Genomic DNA, 19,340 nt, shown 5'->3' with positions numbered 1-19,340 from the left:
AATGAGAGAATGGCTGGCAGAGGAACTGTTAAAAATCGAGGCTGTGAGTTTAAGCCCGAATGAACCGTATACGTGGACATCCGGTATCAAATCCCCCATTTACTGTGATAACCGGTTAACGTTGTCTTATCCTGCTCTGCGCAAAGCGATCGCTGGAGGTCTGGCGGATATGATCCGCAGGAAATATCCGCAGGCCGATCTCGTGGCAGGAACAGCAACAGCAGGAATTGCCCATGCCGCGCTCGCTGCGGATATACTTGAACTGCCGATGATTTATGTCCGCAGTTCCTCGAAGTCCCACGGAAAGGAAAACCGGATTGAAGGAGAAATTCAGAACGGACAGAAGGTGGTCATTGTAGAGGATCTTATATCCACCGGAGGGAGCGTTGTCAAAGTAAAGGATGCTTTGCTTGAAAACGGAGCCGAGGTCCTCGGAACGGCTGCCATTTTTACGTACGGACTTCAGAAGGGAGAAGGCCAGCTGCAGCAGGCAGGGCTTGAGTGGGAAACACTCACCGATTACGGCACCTTAATTGAAACGGCGCTCGACAACGACTATTTAAGCGGCAAAGAAGCCGGGCGGCTTCGCCGCTGGAAGCAGGATCCCGAAGACGAGAGCTGGATGCAGACCGATGAAGTGTTTCCTTCGTAACAACCTATGCAAAAAACCTGACTTCCACTGCATGGGATGGAAGTCAGGTTTTTTGTGATGTTCTCTATTCCTTTGCGTGCAGGCGGAGGATAAGGTCCTGGTCGGGAGTGACAAACACAGTAGACTGGTTGTCATAGGTAACAAAACCTGGTTTTGATCCATTTGGTTTCCAGACGTGTCTGATGCTGGTGTAATCGACGGGGACGGACCCGGATGCCCGGGCTTTTGAAAAATAGGCGGCGATGTTAGCAGCTTCGAGCAGTGTTTCCGGCGAAGGATCGCTGTCTCGGATTACAACGTGGGAGCCTGGGATATCTTTTGTGTGAAGCCACGTATCTCCACGGTTCGCAGCACGTGATGTTAAATATTCATTCTGCTTATTGTTTTTGCCCACCAGAATTTCCGTGCCGTCCGAAGCTCTGTATTTTTCAAGAACCGGTTTGGCAGGCTTATTCTTTTTGCGTTTTTTCTCCTGCCTTTTTTTGATATAACCTTCTTCAGACAGTTCTTCACGGATTTCTTCGATATCTGAAGGTGCAGCGGTTTCCAACTGCTGGATGAGCTGCTCCAGGTACTGCATTTCGGACCGGGCTTCTGTGATCTGCTTTCTGCTCATCTCAAGCGACGTCTTTGCCTTGTTGTACTGCCGGAAGAACGCCTGTGCATTGTCTGAAGGAGCTTTTAAAGGATCGAGCGGTATCGTTATGGTCCCGCCGTTTTCATCATAGTAGTCTATGACATTTATCTCTTTCTCTCCTCCATGGACCATATGGAGATTTGCCGTCAGCAGTTCACCGAATTTCTGTGCCTCGTGAGCATTTTCCGCCCGCTTTTCTGTTTCTTCAAGCTTTTTGATTTTCTTTTTATTTTTCTGCCATTCATTGCGCAGCATACGCTCCAGATCGTAAGCCCGCTGTTTGACGCGATCCCGTTCAGCCTTTCCGGAGTGAAAACGATCCAGCATTCCGCCCGTGGAAGAAAACGTCTTCTGTTCTCCCCCGAGGTGGTTCATATCCAGAACAGCGTAATATTCTTTGGCGTCCTGCACGATAATCTGCGGCGTGTAGTCTTCATCTGCTGCCTGCTTCATCAACGTCGTGAAGGTGGAGGCGATGGTTGGAGCACTTGCTCCGCTGCCGCTTCGGTGGATGACTTCTTTTGCTGTCTGCGGAGAAATCCCCGTGAATTGCTGAACCAGCTGCTGATCCAGTTTCCCCGCGTTCATATCCAGCTTTCGGATGACAGTTTCATCATCGGCTTCGAGAGGGTTCTCTTTGTGCTGTTCAGGCGGGTGGACATATTCTCGGCCCGGCAGGATGGTCCGATAGCTGTTCACCGATGGCGGCAGGTGTTTCATACTGTCAAGAATGGTTCCGGTCTTTTCATCGACGAGCATGATATTACTGTGTTTGCCCATAATCTCCACGACGAGGTGCTTTATGGACGTATCTCCGAGCTCGTTTTTCCCCTCAATGACGAAGGTAACAATCCTTTCCATCCCTTCCTGTCTGATTTCCCGGATAAAACCGCCTTCGATATGTTTGCGGAGAAGCATGCAGAACATCGGAGGTTCTTTTGCATTATCGATTTTCATTCCAGTGACATGCATCCGTGCAAAGCCGGGGTTCGCTGATAACAAAACCTGATGGTTCTGGTGATTTGCCCGGACAGTGAGGAGCAGGTCTGTTTTATAAGGTTGTTTTATTTTAGTGATACGGCCGTTCAGGAATGTATGGCTGCATTCATCAACGGCTGCTTTCGTCATGATTCCATCAAAAGACATACGGACATTCCTTCCTTTCTGCTGTCTCACAAGTATAGCATGAATGACGGCTTGTCTGAATACAATGTGATGATACGTTGAACGACAAGGAGCGAGCGGAATGAACTGGTACAACCAATCCCGGGAAGAACTGGAACGGATTCTGAACGTGTCGGCAGCGTCGGGACTGACAGACGAAGAGGCTGCGGCGAGAAAGAAACAGCACGGAGCGAACCGCCTTGAAGAAAAGAAAAAAACTCCGCAGTGGAAACTTTTCCTGCAGCAGTTTCAGGATATGATGATTATCCTTTTGATTGGCGCGGTTCTTGTTTCAGCGATGCTGGGCGAATACGCGGATGTGTTTACCATTCTTGGTATTGTTTTATTGAATGGGATCCTTGGCTTTGTACAGGAAAATAGAGCGGAGAAATCTCTGGATACGCTGAAAGAGTTATCTTCCCCTATGATAACTGTTCAACGCAGCGGCTCCTGGATAACGATCCCCTCTGAAGATGCGGTGCCGGGGGACATTGTGAAACTAAGAAGTGGTGACAAAATCAGCGCTGATATCCGCCTGATCAACGTTCAAGGGTTGACGACGGAAGAGTCTGCTTTAACCGGGGAGTCCCAGCCGGTTGAAAAAGAGGCGGCAGCACTGGAGAATAAAGATCTCCCCGTCGGAGAAAGAGTGAACATGGCTTTTTCCGGTACGCTTGTCACCAAAGGCCGGGGGGAAGGAGTTGTGGTCGCTTCCGGAATGAAGACGGAAATGGGGAAAATTGCCCATCTGCTGTCAGAATCAAAGACTAACGAGACGCCGCTGCAGCAGAGACTGGCCCATCTCGGAAAAATATTAATCAGTGGAGCACTGATTTTAACAGCACTCGTCGTGTTACTAGGTATTATACAGGGGCAGCCATTTTACAAGATGATTCTTTCCGGTGTGTCATTGGCGGTCGCTGCCATACCCGAAGGACTACCGGCGATTGTGACGGTAGTGCTGGCCCTTGGAGTGCAGCGCATGATTAAGCAGAACGCCATCGTGCGGCACCTGCCGGCTGTGGAAACGCTGGGGTGTGCATCCATCATCTGTTCAGATAAAACAGGAACACTTACCGAGAACAAGATGACCGTGACGGGTATATGGAATGAATACGGATTATCGGTGCGTAAAAAGCGAAAAGACCAATTCGACCGGCGCCGCTGCGAAAATCTTCTTATCCAGTCCGTTCTTGCCAGTCAACACGCCGTTGATACGTACCTTGAAGGCGCATCGAGCAGAGGGGACGCCACAGAGACTGCGTTAATGGAAGCAGCTCAGGAGCTGGGAATCTCTTTTCCGGATCTGTTTTCGGAATACGAGGTGCAGCGGGTATTTCCTTTTGACTCGGAGCGTAAACGAATGACGATGCTTGTCAAGGACAGGCAGGGACGGCGGTTTGTGATCAGTAAGGGGGCCCCGGATGTGCTGCTGAAAAAATGTACACGCCTGCAGAAGCAGAACAGCGCCGCCCCTCTCTCCCGTGGAGATATGAAGGAAATCAAGCAGATGATTGAAACGATGGCCTCCCAATCCTGGCGCACGATTGCTGTGGCATCGAGGACTCTTTCATCCCATGAACGAATCGAAACGGCAGCTGACGCTGAGAAGGAGCTGACATTCACAGGCATGGCCGGTATGATGGACCCCCCGCGCCCGGAAGCTGCCGCCGCCGTCCGGGAATGCCGTAAAGCCGGTATCAAAACGGTTATGATTACCGGCGACCATAAAACAACAGCCGCAGCAGTTGCCCGGAGTATCGGCATTCTTCCTAAGTATGGAAAGGTGATGAGTGGACAAGAATGGAATACGACAGCTCCTGAGAAGAAACGGGAATTGCTGCAGCGGACGTATGTGTTTGCCAGAGTCAGTCCGCGGGACAAGCTCGATATCGTACAGGAACTGCAGAAAGCAGGACACGTTGTTGCCATGACGGGAGACGGGGTGAATGACGCGCCTGCGCTGAAAGCCGCTGACATTGGGGTTGCAATGGGACGGACAGGGACAGATGTTGCCAAAGAAGCTGCTGCTCTTGTTCTGCGGGACGACAATTTTTCAACGATCCGCGCAGCGATTAGAGAGGGACGCAACATTTATGATAATATCCGGAAATTTATCCGTTATATGCTGGCCTCCAATGTAGGAGAAATTCTTGTCATGCTGTTTGCGGTCATGCTTGCGCTGCCGCTGCCGCTTGTTCCGATACAGATCCTCTGGATCAATTTAATCACAGACGGTCTGCCTGCGATGGCTCTTGGAGTGGATCAACCGGAACGCGACGGGATGAACAGGCCGCCGCGGTCAAAATCAGAAAGTATATTCGCAGACGGCATGGGAAAAAAGATTGTCAGCCGCGGGTTTTTAATCGGCATTGTCACCCTGATTGGGTTTATGACAGCGCTCTGGGAGCACCCGCAGGATCTTGTCCGTGCACAGACCATTGCCTTTTCCACTCTGGTGATGGCACAGCTGATTCATGTGTTTGACTGCAGGGCGTCTTCGTCCATCTTTGATCGGAGACCGTTTGAGAATACATTTCTTACGATGTCTGTTTTATCGTCTGTGCTGCTGCTTTTGATTGTCATCTATGTTCCGCTGTTTCAGCCCGTGTTTCACACTACGCCGCTTACGACCATGGAATGGCTTCTCGTTCTGGCCCTGGCGTCCATCCCGACTTTTGCCCTTGCTGGAGGCCGGAGTTGGAAAAACGATCGAAACTGATACAGGGATTTCCCTTTTCTTCGGCTTGTAGAGGGTGATAAAATTAGCTAGAATAGGAGAAGCGGAAGTGATAGAATGCTAAAAAGTATGACCGGCTATGGAAGCAGCACAGTAGAGACGGAAGAAGGGCAGATAACGGTGGAAATGAAATCGGTGAACCATCGTTTCTGTGACATTCAGTTCCGTATGCCGCGAGCCTTGAATTATCTGGAGGATACACTCCGCCGCCGGATTCAGGAGAAGGTGGAGCGGGGCAGAGTGGAAGTTTTCATATCTATGGAGGGGCAGGCCCGTTCCACACGTGATGTGAATGTAGACTGGGGGCTTCTTCACCAGTTCCTCGACCGTGCCGATGAAATGGAACAATGGAACGTGTTTGATGCAAAGCTTCGGCTGCAGGATTTTCTGCTCCACCCGGACATTTCAGCCGTAGAAGAACGAAGCGGACTGAACGAGGCCTTTGAATCAGGCGTAGAAGAAGCGGTGGCAGAAGCGGCAGCGCATTTGTCGGAAATGAGGAAAAAAGAAGGAGATGCGCTGCAGGTGGATCTGGAGAATAGACTCGCCGGAGTTAAGCAGGAAATTCAAAACATCAATCAAAAAGCACCGTCGGTAGTGGAGGATTACCGGATGAGGCTTTACGAAAGAATGCAGGAAGCTTTAAGGGAATCCGGGTATGCTCCCGATGAACAGCGGCTGTTGACGGAAGCAGCGGTTTTTTCCGATAAAGCCGACGTGCAGGAAGAAGTAACCCGCCTGTTTTCCCATTGCAGCCAGTTTTCTTCCATTCTGGATGAAGAAGGGATCAAAGGCAGAAAACTGGATTTCCTTGTACAGGAGATGAACCGGGAAGCAAATACAATCGGTTCAAAAGCTGGAAGTGCTGAACTGAGCCAGATTGTAGTAGAAATGAAAAGTGAGCTTGAAAAAATGAAAGAACAGGTGCAGAATATAGAGTAGACACCGAACGCATTTTCGATTGCAGAACAAAAAGCTCAAAAAACATAGAGCGAAGCCGCCGCTTTGGATGAAGTGAGGGATTGTTGTGAATATTAAACTGATTAACATCGGGTTTGGCAACATCGTGTCGGCAAACCGGATTATTTCCATCGTCAGCCCTGAATCAGCACCTATCAAACGGATTATTCAGGAGGCCAGAGACCGGGATATGCTCGTTGATGCAACATACGGCCGCCGCACACGGGCCGTCATCATTGTTGACAGCGATCATGTCATTTTATCGGCTGTACAGCCGGAAACGGTTGCGCAGCGGCTGACGACACGGGATGATTCCACCGACGATTCATAATTATTTTGCAGAAAGGCGTTGGAATCCATGCAGGATGATAAAGGTTTATTGATTGTGCTGTCCGGACCTGCCGGAGTTGGTAAAGGTACGGTCTGCCGGGCGCTGCGGGAGCAGAATACAGACATTCAGTACTCTGTATCAGCTACAACCAGAAACCCCAGAGAAGGAGAAACCCACGGGGTGAACTACTTCTTTAAATCAAAACAGGAATTTGAACAGATGATTGAAGAAGACCGCCTTCTCGAATGGGCCAGATATGTAGACAATTATTATGGTACACCGCTTGATAATGTGCTGGATACAATCAGCACCGGACAGGATATCATACTGGAAATAGAAGTCCAGGGGGCCAAAAAAGTCAGGGAAAAACATCCCGAAGGCGTGTATATCTTTTTAATGCCACCGAGTCTTGCGGAACTGCGTTCCCGTATTACAGAGCGTGGAACCGAAACCGAAGAGCTGATAAATAAACGAATGACGGTGGCCAGGGAAGAACTTGACATGATGAAGCACTACGATTATGTCGTGGAAAATGATGAAGTCGGTCTGGCTGTAGAACGCATCCGTTCCATTGTTACCGCCGAGCACTGCAGAAAAGACAGGCTTATAAACAAATATCAACAACTAGTGGAGGTTGAATAACATGCTTTATCCATCTGTAGACACACTCATGAATCACATTGATTCCAAATACACATTGTGCACCATCTCCGCCCTTCGTGCCCGTGAACTTAAGGAGCAGCAGCAGGATCCCGGGTTTTCCGGTGAAGATTATGATTCTTCGAAACTGGTCGGAAAGGCATTGAAAGAGATTGATGAAGGTACTTTGGGGTATAAACACACGGAATAACAATACCGGAAGGAGGCTGTATCAGACGGTACAGCTTCTTTACATATACCGGGAAAAACAGATCATCCGAAAAAAGAGAGGCGGGAGCTGCAGCGCCTGTCCGTCTTTTTCAACTGCTGTCATCATGTTTTTCGCGGGCTTTTCTTTTAATAAAACGTATCCATTGTTTTTACCGATAAATAAAGAGGAGGGACGGGACGATGCTTGAAGGCAGACATGTAGTTCTCGGGGTCACCGGAGGCATTGCCGCCTATAAATCGGCTGCGCTTGCCAGCAAACTGATACAGGCCGGGGCAGAAGTGAAAGTGGTTATGACCGCCCATGCAGAAAAGTTCATCACACCGCTTACGTTTCAGGCATTGACCCGGGATGTCGTGTACGACGACACTTTTGCTGAAAAAGAGCCGGAAAAAGTAGCCCATATCGATGTGGCTGACTGGGCGGATCTTATTTTGATTGCACCTGCCACCGCGGATATTCTGGCCGAGGCAGCAACCGGTCATGCCCGGGATATGCTGACAACGATCCTGCTTGCCGCCCGCTGTCCGGTATACGTGGCTCCTGCCATGAATGTAAATATGTATGAACATCCGGCCGTAAAGAGTAATATGCAGACGCTGGAAGACAGAGGGGTCCGGTTTATTGAACCTGGAGCCGGGTATCTTGCCTGTGGATGGATCGGCAGAGGGAGAATGGCCGAGCCTGAAGATATTACTGCATTTCTGTCCGCTGAATATGATAGAGACCAGTCTGCTTTCTCCGGAAAAAAAGTGCTTGTGACGGCGGGACCGACCCACGAATACAGTGATCCGGCCAGGGTGTTTACGAATCCTTCCAGCGGTAAAATGGGATTTGCCGCTGCAGCGGAAGCAGCTTCGCGCGGTGCAGATGTGACATTGGCAGCCGGCCCGGTACAGCTTGAAACTCCTCCGGGTGTAGAACGGATTAATGTTACGACAGCAGCGGAGATGTATGAGACAGTTACCAGACTTTATCCGGATATGGACGTTATTGTGAAAGCAGCGGCTGTCTCCGATTACCGCCCGGTTACTGTATCACCGGATAAAACGAAAAAACAAGATGGAACTTTTTCTATAGAAATGCAGCGCACCAGAGATATACTGGCCGAGCTCGGACGTCAAAAAACGAACCAGGTATTGATTGGTTTTGCCGCGGAATCGTCGAACCTTGAGGACTATGCGCGCAGCAAACTTGAAAAGAAAAATCTGGATATGGTCGTCGGGAACCTCATCGGGTCGGACCATGCAGGTTTTCAGAGTGATACAAATGAAATGATGATTCTGCAGAGCGGCGGTGAACCGCAAAAGCTCCCGCTTCTTACAAAAACGGAGGCGGCAGTACGGATATTTGATGCGGCGGAACCACTTCTGAAAAAGGATGAATCCTGATGTATGCAAAAGTCATTGTGGATGTGGCTGCCGCCCGGACAGACAAGGCTTTTGATTATCTGATACCGGAGGAACTGGAAGAAATGGTCCATCCCGGTATGCGTGTCATGGTACCTTTTGGGCCGCGCAGCATCCAGGGGTTTGTATGGGGAGTGACAGAGCATACGGAATTGACGCGGGTCAAGCCCGTCAAAGAAATACTGGATCCTTCGCCGGTACTGACCGGTGAAATGCTTAAGCTGGGGGAATGGATCGCAGAGGAGACGGTCTGTTTTTTAATAACCGCTTACCAGTCAATGGTTCCATCGGCCATTCGGGCAAAACCGAAAAAAATCATCCGGACAAATGTGGAAAACGCGGAGCTGCCGGAAGTATTGAAGCCGTTTTTTGAGGGAAAGACCGAAGCAGCCTGGGATGATGTCGTCCAGACAAAAGAAGCCGCTTCGGCATTGAAAGAAATGACAGCGGATGGATCCGTTATGGTTGATTACCTGCTCAAAGATAAAACCGGAAAAAAGATGACGCGGATGGTGCGTATCGAAGGCGGGAAAACCGATGAAGATTACAGCCGCATTCTCGGTGCCAAAGCAGTCAAACAGATACAGGTGATGAACTGGATTTCCCGTCATTACGCCGATCAAGCGGTTCCTGTACGGGAAGTGCAGGAGAACGCCCAGGTGACGTCCGGTGTCCTGCAGACGCTGATAAAGAAAGGTTTCCTTCTTGAAGAATCGATCGAAGCCTATAGAGATCCTTACCAAAACCGTGTATTTACCGAGTCGAAACGACCTTCGCTGACAGAGCAGCAGGAGGAAGCACTGGCACCGGTGCAGCATGCTCTTTTGGAACAGAGGTACGAACCCTGTCTTCTGCACGGGGTGACAGGGAGCGGAAAAACGGAAGTGTACCTGCGTTCGATTGAAAGTGTTCTCAAGGAAGGAAAGGAAGCCATTGTTCTCGTTCCGGAAATATCACTCACTCCACAGATGGTGGAGCGTTTTAAAGCACGTTTTGGTTCCGAGGTGGCGGTTCTGCACAGTGCTCTCTCATCCGGGGAGAAATACGACGAATGGCGGAAAATCCACCGCCGCGAAGTGAAAGTGGCGGTTGGAGCCCGGTCCGCTGTTTTTGCCCCTTTTAGTAACCTGGGACTTCTGATTATCGATGAGGAGCATGAGGGAAGTTACAAACAGGAAGATCATCCACGTTACCATGCGAGACAGGTCGCATTGTGGCGCGGGCGCTGGCACAGCTGTCCGGTTCTGATGGGAAGCGCTACGCCGTCGCTTGAATCCTACGCAAGAGCATCCCGGAATGTCTACCGTCTCCTTGAGATGCCAAGGCGGGTCAACGAAGCTGTCATGCCGGAAGTGGAAGTGATGGATATGAGAGAGGAGCTGAAGAAAGGAAACCGGTCCGCGTTTTCCGAACAGCTCCTCGAAAAAATGCAGGACCGGCTGGAAAAAAAGGAACAGATCGTTCTTTTTCTCAACCGGCGCGGTTACTCCACATTTGTTATGTGCCGAAGCTGTGGTTATACCCCGTCCTGCCCGCACTGTGAGATTACGTTGACCTACCACCATACCGGCAGGAAATTGAAATGCCATTACTGCGGCTACGGGGAACCACTAATGCAGACCTGCCCGGACTGCGGGAGTGAGCATATCCGATTTTTCGGCACCGGGACGCAGAAAGTGGAAGAAGAAATTACCAGACTTCTTCCTGAGGCCGATGTTATAAGAATGGATGTCGATACGACGTCCCGTAAAGGGTCCCATGAAAAACTTCTGGATTCTTTCCGCAAAGGCGAAGCGGATATTCTACTTGGCACCCAGATGATAGCCAAAGGACTGGACTTTCCGAAAATAACACTTGTCGGGGTGCTTGCTGCCGACACGATGCTGCATCTGCCGGATTTTCGTGCGTCGGAACGAACCTTCCAGCTTTTAACACAGGTGAGTGGAAGAGCGGGCAGGGACAAGCTTCCCGGTGAAGTGATTGTTCAGACCTACACCCCGGAGCATTACAGCATACAGCATGCGAAACGGCATGATTTTCATTCGTTTGCCCGGGAGGAGATGGCCCAGCGCAAACGGGGGGGATATCCACCCTACTTTTATCTGACGCTTATCACCGTCGCCCACGAAGATGCAGCCAAAGTAATGAAGACAGCAGCACGGATTGCGGACCACTTAAGAAAGCAGGTTTCGCCGGAAGCAAGGATCCTGGGACCGACTGTGTCACCCATTGCCCGAATCAAAGATAGATATCGGTATCAATGCATGATAAAATACAAAAATGAACCGGAACTGATCCGGATACTGAATGACTTGAATGCGCAGTACCAAAAAGAAATGGCAGAAGAAAATCTCACCATTTCCATTGATATGGAACCGCAGATGTTTATGTGATGCACCAGCCCCGTTGATGAACGTTACCTGATACGGGGTTGTTTTAATGACAGGTGTCCATTTTTTCGTGTCAAGAGAAAGCAGAGGGATAGAAAATGAAAATCGTGTTTATGGGTACTCCGGATTTTTCCGTTCCTATTTTGGAAGGCATTCTGGAGGAGAATTGGGAAGTGGCAGGCGTTGTCACACAGCCGGACCGTCCTAAAGGCAGAAAAAAAAGGCTTACGCCCCCTCCGGTTAAACAGGCTGCAAACGCGCACGGCCTTCCGGTGCTGCAGCCGGAGACCCTGAAAAAGGAAGAAAATGTACAGGCGGTACTGGATCTTCAACCGGATGTGATTGTGACGGCCGCTTTCGGGCAGCTGCTTCCGGAATCCCTGCTCTTCACGCCGCCTTATAAGGCTGTTAACGTTCACGCTTCCCTGCTTCCAAAATACCGCGGCGGCGCACCTATTCATCAGGCTGTCATTGACGGAGAGGAGAAATCCGGCGTGACCATTATGTATATGGAAAAAGAGATGGATGCCGGAGATATACTGGCCCGGCGGGAAGTGGAGATTACCGAAACAGACACAGCCGGTACACTTCATGATAAATTGAGCGCCGCCGGACGGAGTCTTCTGCTTGAAACACTGCCCCGTCTCGCGGATCATGAGCTCACCCCGGAACCACAGAATCCGGAGGAAGCAACATTTGCCCCCAACATTAAGAGGGGAAGAGAAAAGATTAACTGGAATCAACCGGGACATGTCATTTATAATCAGGTAAGAGGAATGAATCCCTGGCCCGGAGCCTACACGATGTATAAAGGGAAATCGATAAAAATCTGGGAAACAAAAAAAGTACATGTACCGTCTTCCAGGGAAACGGTACCGGGAACCATCCTTTCTCTGGAGGAGGACGGCATCTTGACAGCTGCCGCCGGTGACACGGCAGTGAACATCACCTCGTTGCAGCCGTCCGGAAAGAAAGCGATGAAGGCAGCTGACTTTCTCAGAGGAACCCATGAACTGACGCCGGGAGAACGATTTAACGGAGACGAAGAGAATGTATAAAAATGTAAGAGAAGAAGCGCTGCAGCTCCTCATCCGGATTGAAAAAGAAGGGGCGTACAGCCATATTCTTCTGCAGCATGCGCTGCAGGACAACAGCATTTCCGGTAAGGACGCCCCGCTGTTGACCGAACTGGTCAATGGAACGATAAAACGCAAAAACACCCTCGATTTCTATATCGCCCCGTTTGTGAAGAAAGGGACGGATTCTCTGTCTTTCTGGGTACTGGAGCTTCTGCGGCTGACTGTTTATCAGATTGTTTTTCTCGACCGTATACCAGAAAGAGCAGCTGTCCATGAAGCGGTTCAGATTGCAAAGAAAAAGGGACATAAAGGCATCAGCGGTCTTGTGAACGGTGTACTCCGTTCGATGCTCCGGGATGGATTTCCTGATATTGGATCGGAAAACACCAGTACAGCGCGTGATGTCCTTGAGACGAGTCACCCGGAATGGCTTCTCACGGAATGGACAACGGCGTACGGCAGGGAACGGGCACTCGATATGGCGCACGCGAATCTTGAATCCCCTGTTTTGACTATTCGTGTGAATCGTGTAAAAATCAACAGGGAGGAATTGAAGCAACAGTTGAGTGAAGAAGGCTGCCGTGTTGAAGATGGGAACATTTCACCGGATGCGCTTCTTGTTCAGGAAGGAAATGTGTTTCAGACGGAAGCTTTTAAAGAAGGCCTTTTTACGGTTCAGGACGAAAGCTCGATGCTTGCCGCTGCCCTGCTCGGGCCGGAGCCCGGAATGAGTGTGCTTGATACCTGTGCAGCCCCTGGCGGAAAAACAACGTATGCCGCAGAACAAATGAACGACGGGGGCAGGGTGAGGGCTCATGACCTACATGAGAAAAAAATCCGCCTGATTACCGAGCAGGCAGAACGACTAGGGCTTTCCAGCATCCAGGCTTTTGCTCTCGATGCACGAAATCTGCAGCAGCAGTATGACCAGGAGTCTTTTGATCGCGTGCTTGTGGACGCCCCTTGCAGTGGTCTCGGTGTCATCCGGAAAAAGCCGGAACTGAAATGGAGACCGCAGGAAGGACTCGAGCGTTTTCCAGGGATTCAACTGGCCATCCTGGAAGAAGCAGCAGCTGTGACGGCTCCCGGAGGACGTCTGGTGTACAGCACGTGTACGGTTCGAACCGAAGAAAATGAACAAGTCGTGGAAGCTTTTCTCGAAAAAAATCCCGGCTTTGTAATAGATGAACAGGCAGCACGAAATCTGCCCGAACCGGCAGAAAAAGACCTGAAGGAAAACAGTATGCTGACGATTCTGCCCCAGGATTATCAGTCGGACGGATTTTTTATGGCAGCGCTGAGGAAAATAGAATCATCATAAATAGAAAGGGTGTACTACACCATGGAAGCATTAAAAACAAAAGTGGCGGCCGAAAGCGTCGGTCTGCCGTCCATTTATTCCCTGGAATACACAGAGCTCCAGGAATGGCTGGAGGAACAGGGGGAACCATCGTATCGCGCCCAGCAGATCTTTTACTGGCTGTACCAAATGAGAGTGACTTCATTTGAAGAAATGACCAACTTATCGAAGAGTCTCCGCAATAATCTGAGCGAAACATTTTCCATTACTGTTTTGAAGGAAGTGACCCATCAGGAATCGGTGGATGGAACAGTGAAGTATCTGTTTGAACTCAAAGACGGCTATACGATTGAAACGGTCATGATGAAACATGACTACGGAAACAGTGTCTGTGTGACATCACAGGTCGGCTGTCGTCTCGGCTGTACGTTCTGCGCTTCTTCTCTGGGCGGACTGAAACGCAATGTGGAAGCAGGCGAAATTACAGCTCAGATTATGGAAATCCAAAAGGACCTGGATAAGATTGGAGAGCGGGTGGACTCCATCGTTCTTATGGGAATCGGCGAACCTTTTGATAATTATGATGAAGTCATTTCTTTCCTGAAGATTATCAATCACGATAACGGCCTGAATATCGGCGCCCGCCATATTACGCTGTCAACGAGCGGTATGGTACCAAGAATCTACGATTTTGCCGATGAACAGCTTCAGATTAATTTCGCCGTTTCCCTGCACGCACCTAATTCTGAAATAAGAGGGCGGCTCATGCCGGTCAACCGGGCGTGGCCTGTTGAAAAGCTGATGGAATCCATCCATTATTATCAGGAAAAAACGAACCGCCGTGTCACGTTTGAATACGGTCTTTTCGGCGGCGTGAATGATCAGGTGGAACACGCCGAAGAACTGGCTGATCTGATTAAAGGATTGAAATGCCACGTCAACCTTATCCCGGTTAATGACGTTCCGGAACGGGATTACGTGCGGACGACGAGAAATGACATTTTTGAATTTGAACGGACACTTAGAGAACGAGGTGTAAACGTGACAATCCGCCGTGAGCAGGGCCATGATATTGATGCAGCCTGCGGCCAGCTGCGTGCTAATGAACGTGCAGAAGAAACGAGGTGAGACCCCCGGTGAATAATGTGTATGTAACGGATACAGGAAAAGTTCGGGAACACAACGAGGATGACGGTGGTATTTTCATTAATGAAGCCGGCGATTATCTGGCTGTTGTGGCAGATGGAATGGGGGGGCATCAGGCAGGGGATGTTGCCAGCAGCATGACCGTGAATCTGCTGCGCTCTTTCTGGGAACCCATCCACCATTCCTTTTCTGTGGAGGAGGCCGGGCACTGGCTTGAAGAACAGATCCGGCATGTCAACCGGCGCGTGTATGACCAGGCAGCTTCTGATCAGAAAATGGCGGGGATGGGCACGACAATCGTTGCTGCGGTCTGCATGCGTTCTTATACGGTCATTGCTCATGTCGGTGACAGCCGTGCCTATCACATATCAGAACATGAACTGAATCTGATGACAGAAGACCATTCTTTGGTTAATGAGCTGAAACAGAAGGGGCAGTTGACCGAAGAGGAAGCGAAAGAGCATCCCCGCAAAAATGTTTTGATGCGTGCGGTCGGCACGGAGCCGGATGTAAATATTGAGACAGTGTCGCTCCAGTGGCAGACTGGAGAGGGTCTGCTGCTCTGTTCCGATGGTTTGACCAATAAACTGGAAGCTGAAAAGATTCATGAACATCTTCAAGCTCCGGGTTCCTTACATGAGCGGGCTCTCTCGCTCATACATACAGCCAAGGAACGAGGGGGAGAAGACAATATAACACTAGCCGTGATTTTACAGTCTTCTCTGGAGAAAGAGGTGGAGTAATTGAGCAGCCTTATCGGGAGGAGAATCAGTGAACGTTATGACATCCTGGAGATGATAGGCGGGGGAGGCATGGCTCATGTGTACCGGGGCAAAGATTCGATTCTTGAGCGCCCGGTGGCAGTGAAGGTGCTGCAGCCGCAGTATAATGATGACCAGGAATTTATCCGCCGTTTTTACCGGGAGGCACAGGCTGCTACCAGCCTTGCCCACCCTAATATCGTCAATATTTATGATGTCGGCGAAGAAGAGCAACTGTACTATATCGTGATGGAACATATAGACGGTGTCACATTAAAGGAAAAAATTCAACAGACAGGGCCTCTCCCCCTTGAACAGGCTGTCCGTCTTATGGGGCAGGTTCTTGATGCTATCCGTCATGCCCATGCCAACCAGATTGTTCACCGGGACATCAAACCGCATAACATTCTGTTGAACGAGGAAGGGGAGGCGAAAGTAACAGATTTTGGAATTGCTCGTGCCTCTTCAGCGGCTACCATCACCCACACCAACTCGGTAATGGGATCTGTGCATTATATGTCCCCGGAACAGGCTAAAGGGGGGGCCATCACGGCCCAGTCAGACATTTACTCGCTTGGGGTTGTACTGTATGAAATGGTAACCGGCACACTGCCCTATACAGGCGATTCAGCTGTAGGAATTGCCCTGAAACACCTTCAGGAACCCCTGCCGTCTCCGTCGGAAGACCGACCCGGCCTTCCGCAGAGTATTGAAAATGTCATCATCAGGGCAACGGCAAAAAAAATGGAAGACCGCTACACCGATATTTCACAGATGCAGCAGGATCTGCAGACGGCACTGAATCACGAGAGAAGAAATGAAGCCCCTCTCGTACTGCCGGTGGATGAAGATGCAACGAAAGCTGTACCTGCCATAAAAGACGAAAACGGGGATGAGGGCGCAACGATTCAGGCACGCACCGGCGCAGTTGGAAACGGAGGAGACAAGCAGTCAGACAACCCAGCGGCTCCTAAAAAGAAAAAAAAGAGCTGGTGGAAGATTATGATGCTTCTGTTTCTGCTCTGTTTCGGCGCCGTCATCGCCGCTTTCACCATTTTGCCGGATTTACTGATGGCAGATGATGTCGATGTTCCGGATGTAAGAGATATGAGCGAAGAAGAAGCCGTTCAGGAGCTTGAAAACGCCCGTTTGAACGGAGAGACACAAAGTGTGGCAGATGACGAAGTGGAACAGGGTCATGTCATCAGCCAGGAACCCGGGGCCGGATCCACCGTAAAAGAAGACAGTGCCGTACAGCTTTACGTGAGCAGCGGGCCTCAGGCAGAGAGTATGCCGGATTTAAACGGAGTGTCCCGCGACCGGGCGGAAGAGATGCTGAGCGATTACGCCGGGGTGGAGTTCAGTCCTTCCCAGACCTCAGAATACCCGCCGGATCAAATTATTGAACAGAATCCGGAGGCAGAAGAAAACGTTGTTCCCCGGGATACAACGGTTGAATTGACGTACAGCACAGAACGAGAATTTTCTTTGCAGAATCTGCAGGGGGAATCCCGTGAAGCAGCGGAAAGTTATCTGGAAACCTCTAATCTTGAGGGGACGTTTGAAACACAGTTCTCTGAATCAGTCGAAGAGGGAAATGTTATAGAACAGTCACCGGCCCCTTATTCGATGGTGACCGAAGGAGAAACCATTACATTTGTCATTTCAAAAGGTCCGCAGGAAGAACCGGAAGCACAGCAGGAAACGCCGTCGGAACAGGTAGAGGCCGTTATTCCGGTTGAAGTCTCACAAGAAGATCAGGAGCAGGGCAGGGAATACAGTATCCGCATCGTTTACGAAGATGCCGGGACGAGCGGGCCGACCATTTTCGCTGAAGAAACGATCGCAGAAACAAAAACCTACCGGGTTCCGCTTGAAGTAACACCACAGACCGACGGAACGTACACGTTGTATGTCGATAATGAAGAGGTACAGTCCAACAGCTTTTCCTACGGGGAATAAGAGGACAGGAGGAAATATGGCAGAAGGTTTAATAGTGAAAGCGGTCAGCGGATTCTATTACATCTACGACCAGGGTGACATCTATCAATGCAGAGCAAGAGGACTATTCCGCAAAAAAAAGATCAAACCACTGGTCGGAGATATGGTGGAATACGATGCACCAAATAAAGAAGAAGGGTACCTGCTTCAGATCAGGGACAGAAAAAATGAGCTGACCCGGCCGCCTGCAGCTAACATTGATCAGGCGTTTATCATTTTTTCAGCCCGGCAGCCTTCATTTTCGACTGCTATGCTGGATCGATTTCTTGTTCATATGGAAGCGTTGGACATTTACCCGGTCATCATTGTCAATAAAGAAGATCTGGCGGGTGAGGATCTTCAGCAGGAGCTCACATACTATCAGAAAACGTATGAAAAGATGGGGTATTCGTTTCATCTTGTATCAGGCATAACAGAAGCCGGGGTACAGAAGCTTCAGGATTACATCAGTGACCGTGTCAGCATGGTAACCGGAGAGTCAGGTGTCGGTAAAACGACCCTTTTGAACCTGATCATTCCTTCTCTTCATCTGGAGACGGCTGAAGTGTCAGAGCGGCTCGGACGGGGTAAACATACGACCAAACACTTACAGCTGATTCCCTGCAGAAATGGATTCATTGCCGATACTCCGGGGTTCAGCTCCCTTGAATTTGAACAACTGGACGAAGAAGATCTGGATATCTGTTTTCCCGAAATGAAAGAACGGATGCCATCCTGTAAATTCAGGGGATGCACGCATCGGAAAGAACCAGGATGCGCTGTTAAGCAGGCTGTGGAAGACGGGGACATTGCGTCTTTCAGATATGAGCACTATACTCAGTTTTTTGAAGAACTCGCACAGCGACGGAGGTATTAATCATGACAAAAGTAGCGCCATCGATTCTTGCAGCAGATGTCTCCCGTATGAAAGAAGAAATTGAAGATGCAGAGCAGGCAGGGGGCGATTATATTCATGTAGACGTGATGGACGGCCATTTTGTCCCGAACATTACGATGGGGCCGTTTGTTGTATCATCCATTCGTCCTCACACGTCCCTTCCGCTCGATGTCCATCTGATGATCGAAAAGCCGGAGCGTTACGTTGAAGACTTTGCCCGGGCAGGGGCCGATATTTTGTCTGTTCATGCCGAGGCGTGTCCTCATCTGCACCGCACGATTGAACTGATTCACGAGCATCAGATGAAAGCAGGTGTCGTGCTTAATCCTGCAACACCACTGTCAGCTGTTCAGCACGTCCTGAAAAATGTGGATCTGATTTTGTTGATGACCGTGAATCCAGGCTTTGGAGGGCAGGCTTTCATTGAAGAAGTACTGCCGAAGCTTGCAGAATTGAGAAGCATGCTTGATGCCGCCGGATATGACGCAGAGCTGGAGGTGGACGGCGGGGTTGATGAACAAACGGCACCCCTCTGCCGGGAAGCAGGGGCAGACGTCCTTGTCGCCGGCTCTGCTGTCTTTAAAAAACAAAACAGAAAAGCAGCGGTGGAAGCTGTTCGAAATGGATCCTGAAACTGATGGGGCTGTATCAAAAGGTACAGCTCCTTTTTTGGATAAAGAGAATGGAATCATGGGCAGGAGCGGAAAGTGTCCGCCTGCAGCGCATGCCCGGCTGCATCAGCGGGGTGCTTTTTGACTGGTTGTGAACGCCTGATACAGTCTCCATTTGTGATCTATCAATGGCTTTGTCCCCGTCTTTTTTTAATGAGAAAAACAAAGAACGAATCATTCATGAATAAAGGCAGCTGAATGAAAGGTGCATGAATCTTGGAAATAAAGCTCACAGAAAATAATGATATTACGCTGAGTGGCTGATACAGAATTTTTTTATGAAATTCTATGTACTATTTGCCCTTTGTTGAATATACATATAAAAGAATGTTTGAAAAGCGGAGCGGTTCAGCA

General features: G+C 49.8%; 16 protein-coding genes. 15 read left to right on the top strand and 1 reads right to left on the bottom strand.

All coding sequences use genetic code 11. From position 1 onward, the window contains the following. Position 1 precedes the first annotated feature (1 nt). Complete coding sequence (pyrE, locus tag ACFSUB_RS05245) at positions 2–652, top strand: orotate phosphoribosyltransferase (RefSeq protein WP_380712132.1); 651 nt, start codon at positions 2–4, stop codon at positions 650–652. A gap of 64 nt (positions 653–716) precedes the next feature. Here pyrE and ACFSUB_RS05240 read toward each other — a convergent pair whose 3' ends face one another. Next, positions 717–2,435 (bottom strand): Rqc2 family fibronectin-binding protein, encoded by a 1,719-nt coding sequence (locus tag ACFSUB_RS05240; RefSeq protein ID WP_380712131.1) that lies wholly within the window; start codon positions 2,433–2,435, stop codon positions 717–719. 100 nt (positions 2,436–2,535) lie between these two features. On the opposite strand from ACFSUB_RS05240, the gene ACFSUB_RS05235 reads away from it, so the two are divergent. The 14 genes from ACFSUB_RS05235 (at position 2,536) to rpe (ending at position 18,947) form a co-directional block, all read left to right on the top strand. Next, positions 2,536–5,175 carry a calcium-translocating P-type ATPase, PMCA-type gene (locus tag ACFSUB_RS05235; RefSeq protein WP_380712130.1) on the top strand — a complete coding sequence of 880 codons (2,640 nt, stop codon included), beginning with the start codon at positions 2,536–2,538 and terminating at the stop codon, positions 5,173–5,175. A 75-nt stretch (positions 5,176–5,250) separates the two neighbouring features. Beyond that, the gene (locus ACFSUB_RS05230; RefSeq protein WP_380712129.1) at positions 5,251–6,135 is read left to right on the top strand and encodes a YicC/YloC family endoribonuclease; all 885 of its coding nucleotides are present in this window, start codon (positions 5,251–5,253) and stop codon (positions 6,133–6,135) included. Between the two features lie 85 nt (positions 6,136–6,220). Next, entirely contained in the window at positions 6,221–6,484 is a 264-nt protein-coding gene (remA, locus tag ACFSUB_RS05225; protein ID WP_090925560.1) for an extracellular matrix/biofilm regulator RemA, read from the top strand. 27 nt (positions 6,485–6,511) lie between these two features. Then, positions 6,512–7,126, top strand: a complete 615-nt coding sequence (gmk, locus tag ACFSUB_RS05220; protein WP_090925561.1) for a guanylate kinase — start codon at positions 6,512–6,514, stop codon at positions 7,124–7,126. A 1-nt stretch (position 7,127) separates the two neighbouring features. Next, entirely contained in the window at positions 7,128–7,334 is a 207-nt protein-coding gene (gene rpoZ / locus ACFSUB_RS05215) for a DNA-directed RNA polymerase subunit omega (RefSeq protein WP_380712128.1), read from the top strand. 200 nt (positions 7,335–7,534) lie between these two features. Continuing rightward, positions 7,535–8,743, top strand: a complete 1,209-nt coding sequence (gene coaBC / locus ACFSUB_RS05210; RefSeq protein ID WP_380712127.1) for a bifunctional phosphopantothenoylcysteine decarboxylase/phosphopantothenate--cysteine ligase CoaBC — start codon at positions 7,535–7,537, stop codon at positions 8,741–8,743. Next, entirely contained in the window at positions 8,740–11,154 is a 2,415-nt protein-coding gene (priA, locus tag ACFSUB_RS05205) for a primosomal protein N' (protein ID WP_380713181.1), read from the top strand. Before coaBC ends, priA begins: the two co-directional genes overlap by 4 nt. 95 nt (positions 11,155–11,249) lie before the next feature. Continuing rightward, complete coding sequence (gene fmt / locus ACFSUB_RS05200) at positions 11,250–12,209, top strand: methionyl-tRNA formyltransferase (protein WP_380712126.1); 960 nt, start codon at positions 11,250–11,252, stop codon at positions 12,207–12,209. Beyond that, positions 12,202–13,551 (top strand): 16S rRNA (cytosine(967)-C(5))-methyltransferase RsmB, encoded by a 1,350-nt coding sequence (gene rsmB / locus ACFSUB_RS05195; protein ID WP_380712125.1) that lies wholly within the window; start codon positions 12,202–12,204, stop codon positions 13,549–13,551. The genes fmt and rsmB overlap by 8 nt, the downstream gene beginning before the upstream one ends. 21 nt (positions 13,552–13,572) lie before the next feature. Further along, the gene (rlmN, locus tag ACFSUB_RS05190) at positions 13,573–14,658 is read left to right on the top strand and encodes a 23S rRNA (adenine(2503)-C(2))-methyltransferase RlmN (RefSeq protein WP_380712124.1); all 1,086 of its coding nucleotides are present in this window, start codon (positions 13,573–13,575) and stop codon (positions 14,656–14,658) included. Between the two features lie 8 nt (positions 14,659–14,666). Next, positions 14,667–15,419 (top strand): Stp1/IreP family PP2C-type Ser/Thr phosphatase, encoded by a 753-nt coding sequence (locus tag ACFSUB_RS05185; RefSeq protein ID WP_380712123.1) that lies wholly within the window; start codon positions 14,667–14,669, stop codon positions 15,417–15,419. After that, complete coding sequence (gene pknB / locus ACFSUB_RS05180) at positions 15,420–17,399, top strand: Stk1 family PASTA domain-containing Ser/Thr kinase (protein WP_380712122.1); 1,980 nt, start codon at positions 15,420–15,422, stop codon at positions 17,397–17,399. 16 nt (positions 17,400–17,415) lie between these two features. Continuing rightward, on the top strand, positions 17,416–18,294 hold the full coding sequence (rsgA, locus tag ACFSUB_RS05175; protein WP_380712121.1) for a ribosome small subunit-dependent GTPase A: 879 nt from the start codon (positions 17,416–17,418) through the stop codon (positions 18,292–18,294). A 2-nt stretch (positions 18,295–18,296) separates the two neighbouring features. Then, positions 18,297–18,947: a ribulose-phosphate 3-epimerase gene (rpe, locus tag ACFSUB_RS05170; RefSeq protein ID WP_380712120.1), complete on the top strand. Its 651-nt coding sequence runs from the start codon at positions 18,297–18,299 to the stop codon at positions 18,945–18,947. Positions 18,948–19,340: the final 393 nt, after the last annotated feature.

This window comes from Salibacterium lacus (genome assembly GCF_042684865.1).
Taxonomy (GTDB): Bacteria; Bacillota; Bacilli; order Bacillales; family Marinococcaceae; genus Salibacterium; species Salibacterium lacus.
Note: the sequence above shows the minus strand (reverse complement) of the source record. Positions and strands in the feature narration are given on the sequence as shown.

Excerpts from the sequence above, each read along its gene's own strand:
- ACFSUB_RS05230 (WP_380712129.1), top strand. The coding sequence starts at position 5,251 with ATGCTAAAAAGTATGACCGGCTATGGAAGCAGCACAGTAGAGACGGAA.
- rpe (WP_380712120.1), top strand. The coding sequence starts at position 18,297 with ATGACAAAAGTAGCGCCATCGATTCTTGCAGCAGATGTCTCCCGTATG.
- rpoZ (WP_380712128.1), top strand. The coding sequence starts at position 7,128 with ATGCTTTATCCATCTGTAGACACACTCATGAATCACATTGATTCCAAA.
- ACFSUB_RS05235 (WP_380712130.1), top strand. The coding sequence starts at position 2,536 with ATGAACTGGTACAACCAATCCCGGGAAGAACTGGAACGGATTCTGAAC.
- rsgA (WP_380712121.1), top strand. The coding sequence starts at position 17,416 with ATGGCAGAAGGTTTAATAGTGAAAGCGGTCAGCGGATTCTATTACATC.
- rsmB (WP_380712125.1), top strand. The coding sequence starts at position 12,202 with ATGTATAAAAATGTAAGAGAAGAAGCGCTGCAGCTCCTCATCCGGATT.
- gmk (WP_090925561.1), top strand. The coding sequence starts at position 6,512 with ATGCAGGATGATAAAGGTTTATTGATTGTGCTGTCCGGACCTGCCGGA.
- ACFSUB_RS05240 (WP_380712131.1), bottom strand. The coding sequence starts at position 2,435 with ATGTCTTTTGATGGAATCATGACGAAAGCAGCCGTTGATGAATGCAGC.
- pyrE (WP_380712132.1), top strand. The coding sequence starts at position 2 with ATGAGAGAATGGCTGGCAGAGGAACTGTTAAAAATCGAGGCTGTGAGT.
- rlmN (WP_380712124.1), top strand. The coding sequence starts at position 13,573 with ATGGAAGCATTAAAAACAAAAGTGGCGGCCGAAAGCGTCGGTCTGCCG.
- fmt (WP_380712126.1), top strand. The coding sequence starts at position 11,250 with ATGAAAATCGTGTTTATGGGTACTCCGGATTTTTCCGTTCCTATTTTG.
- coaBC (WP_380712127.1), top strand. The coding sequence starts at position 7,535 with ATGCTTGAAGGCAGACATGTAGTTCTCGGGGTCACCGGAGGCATTGCC.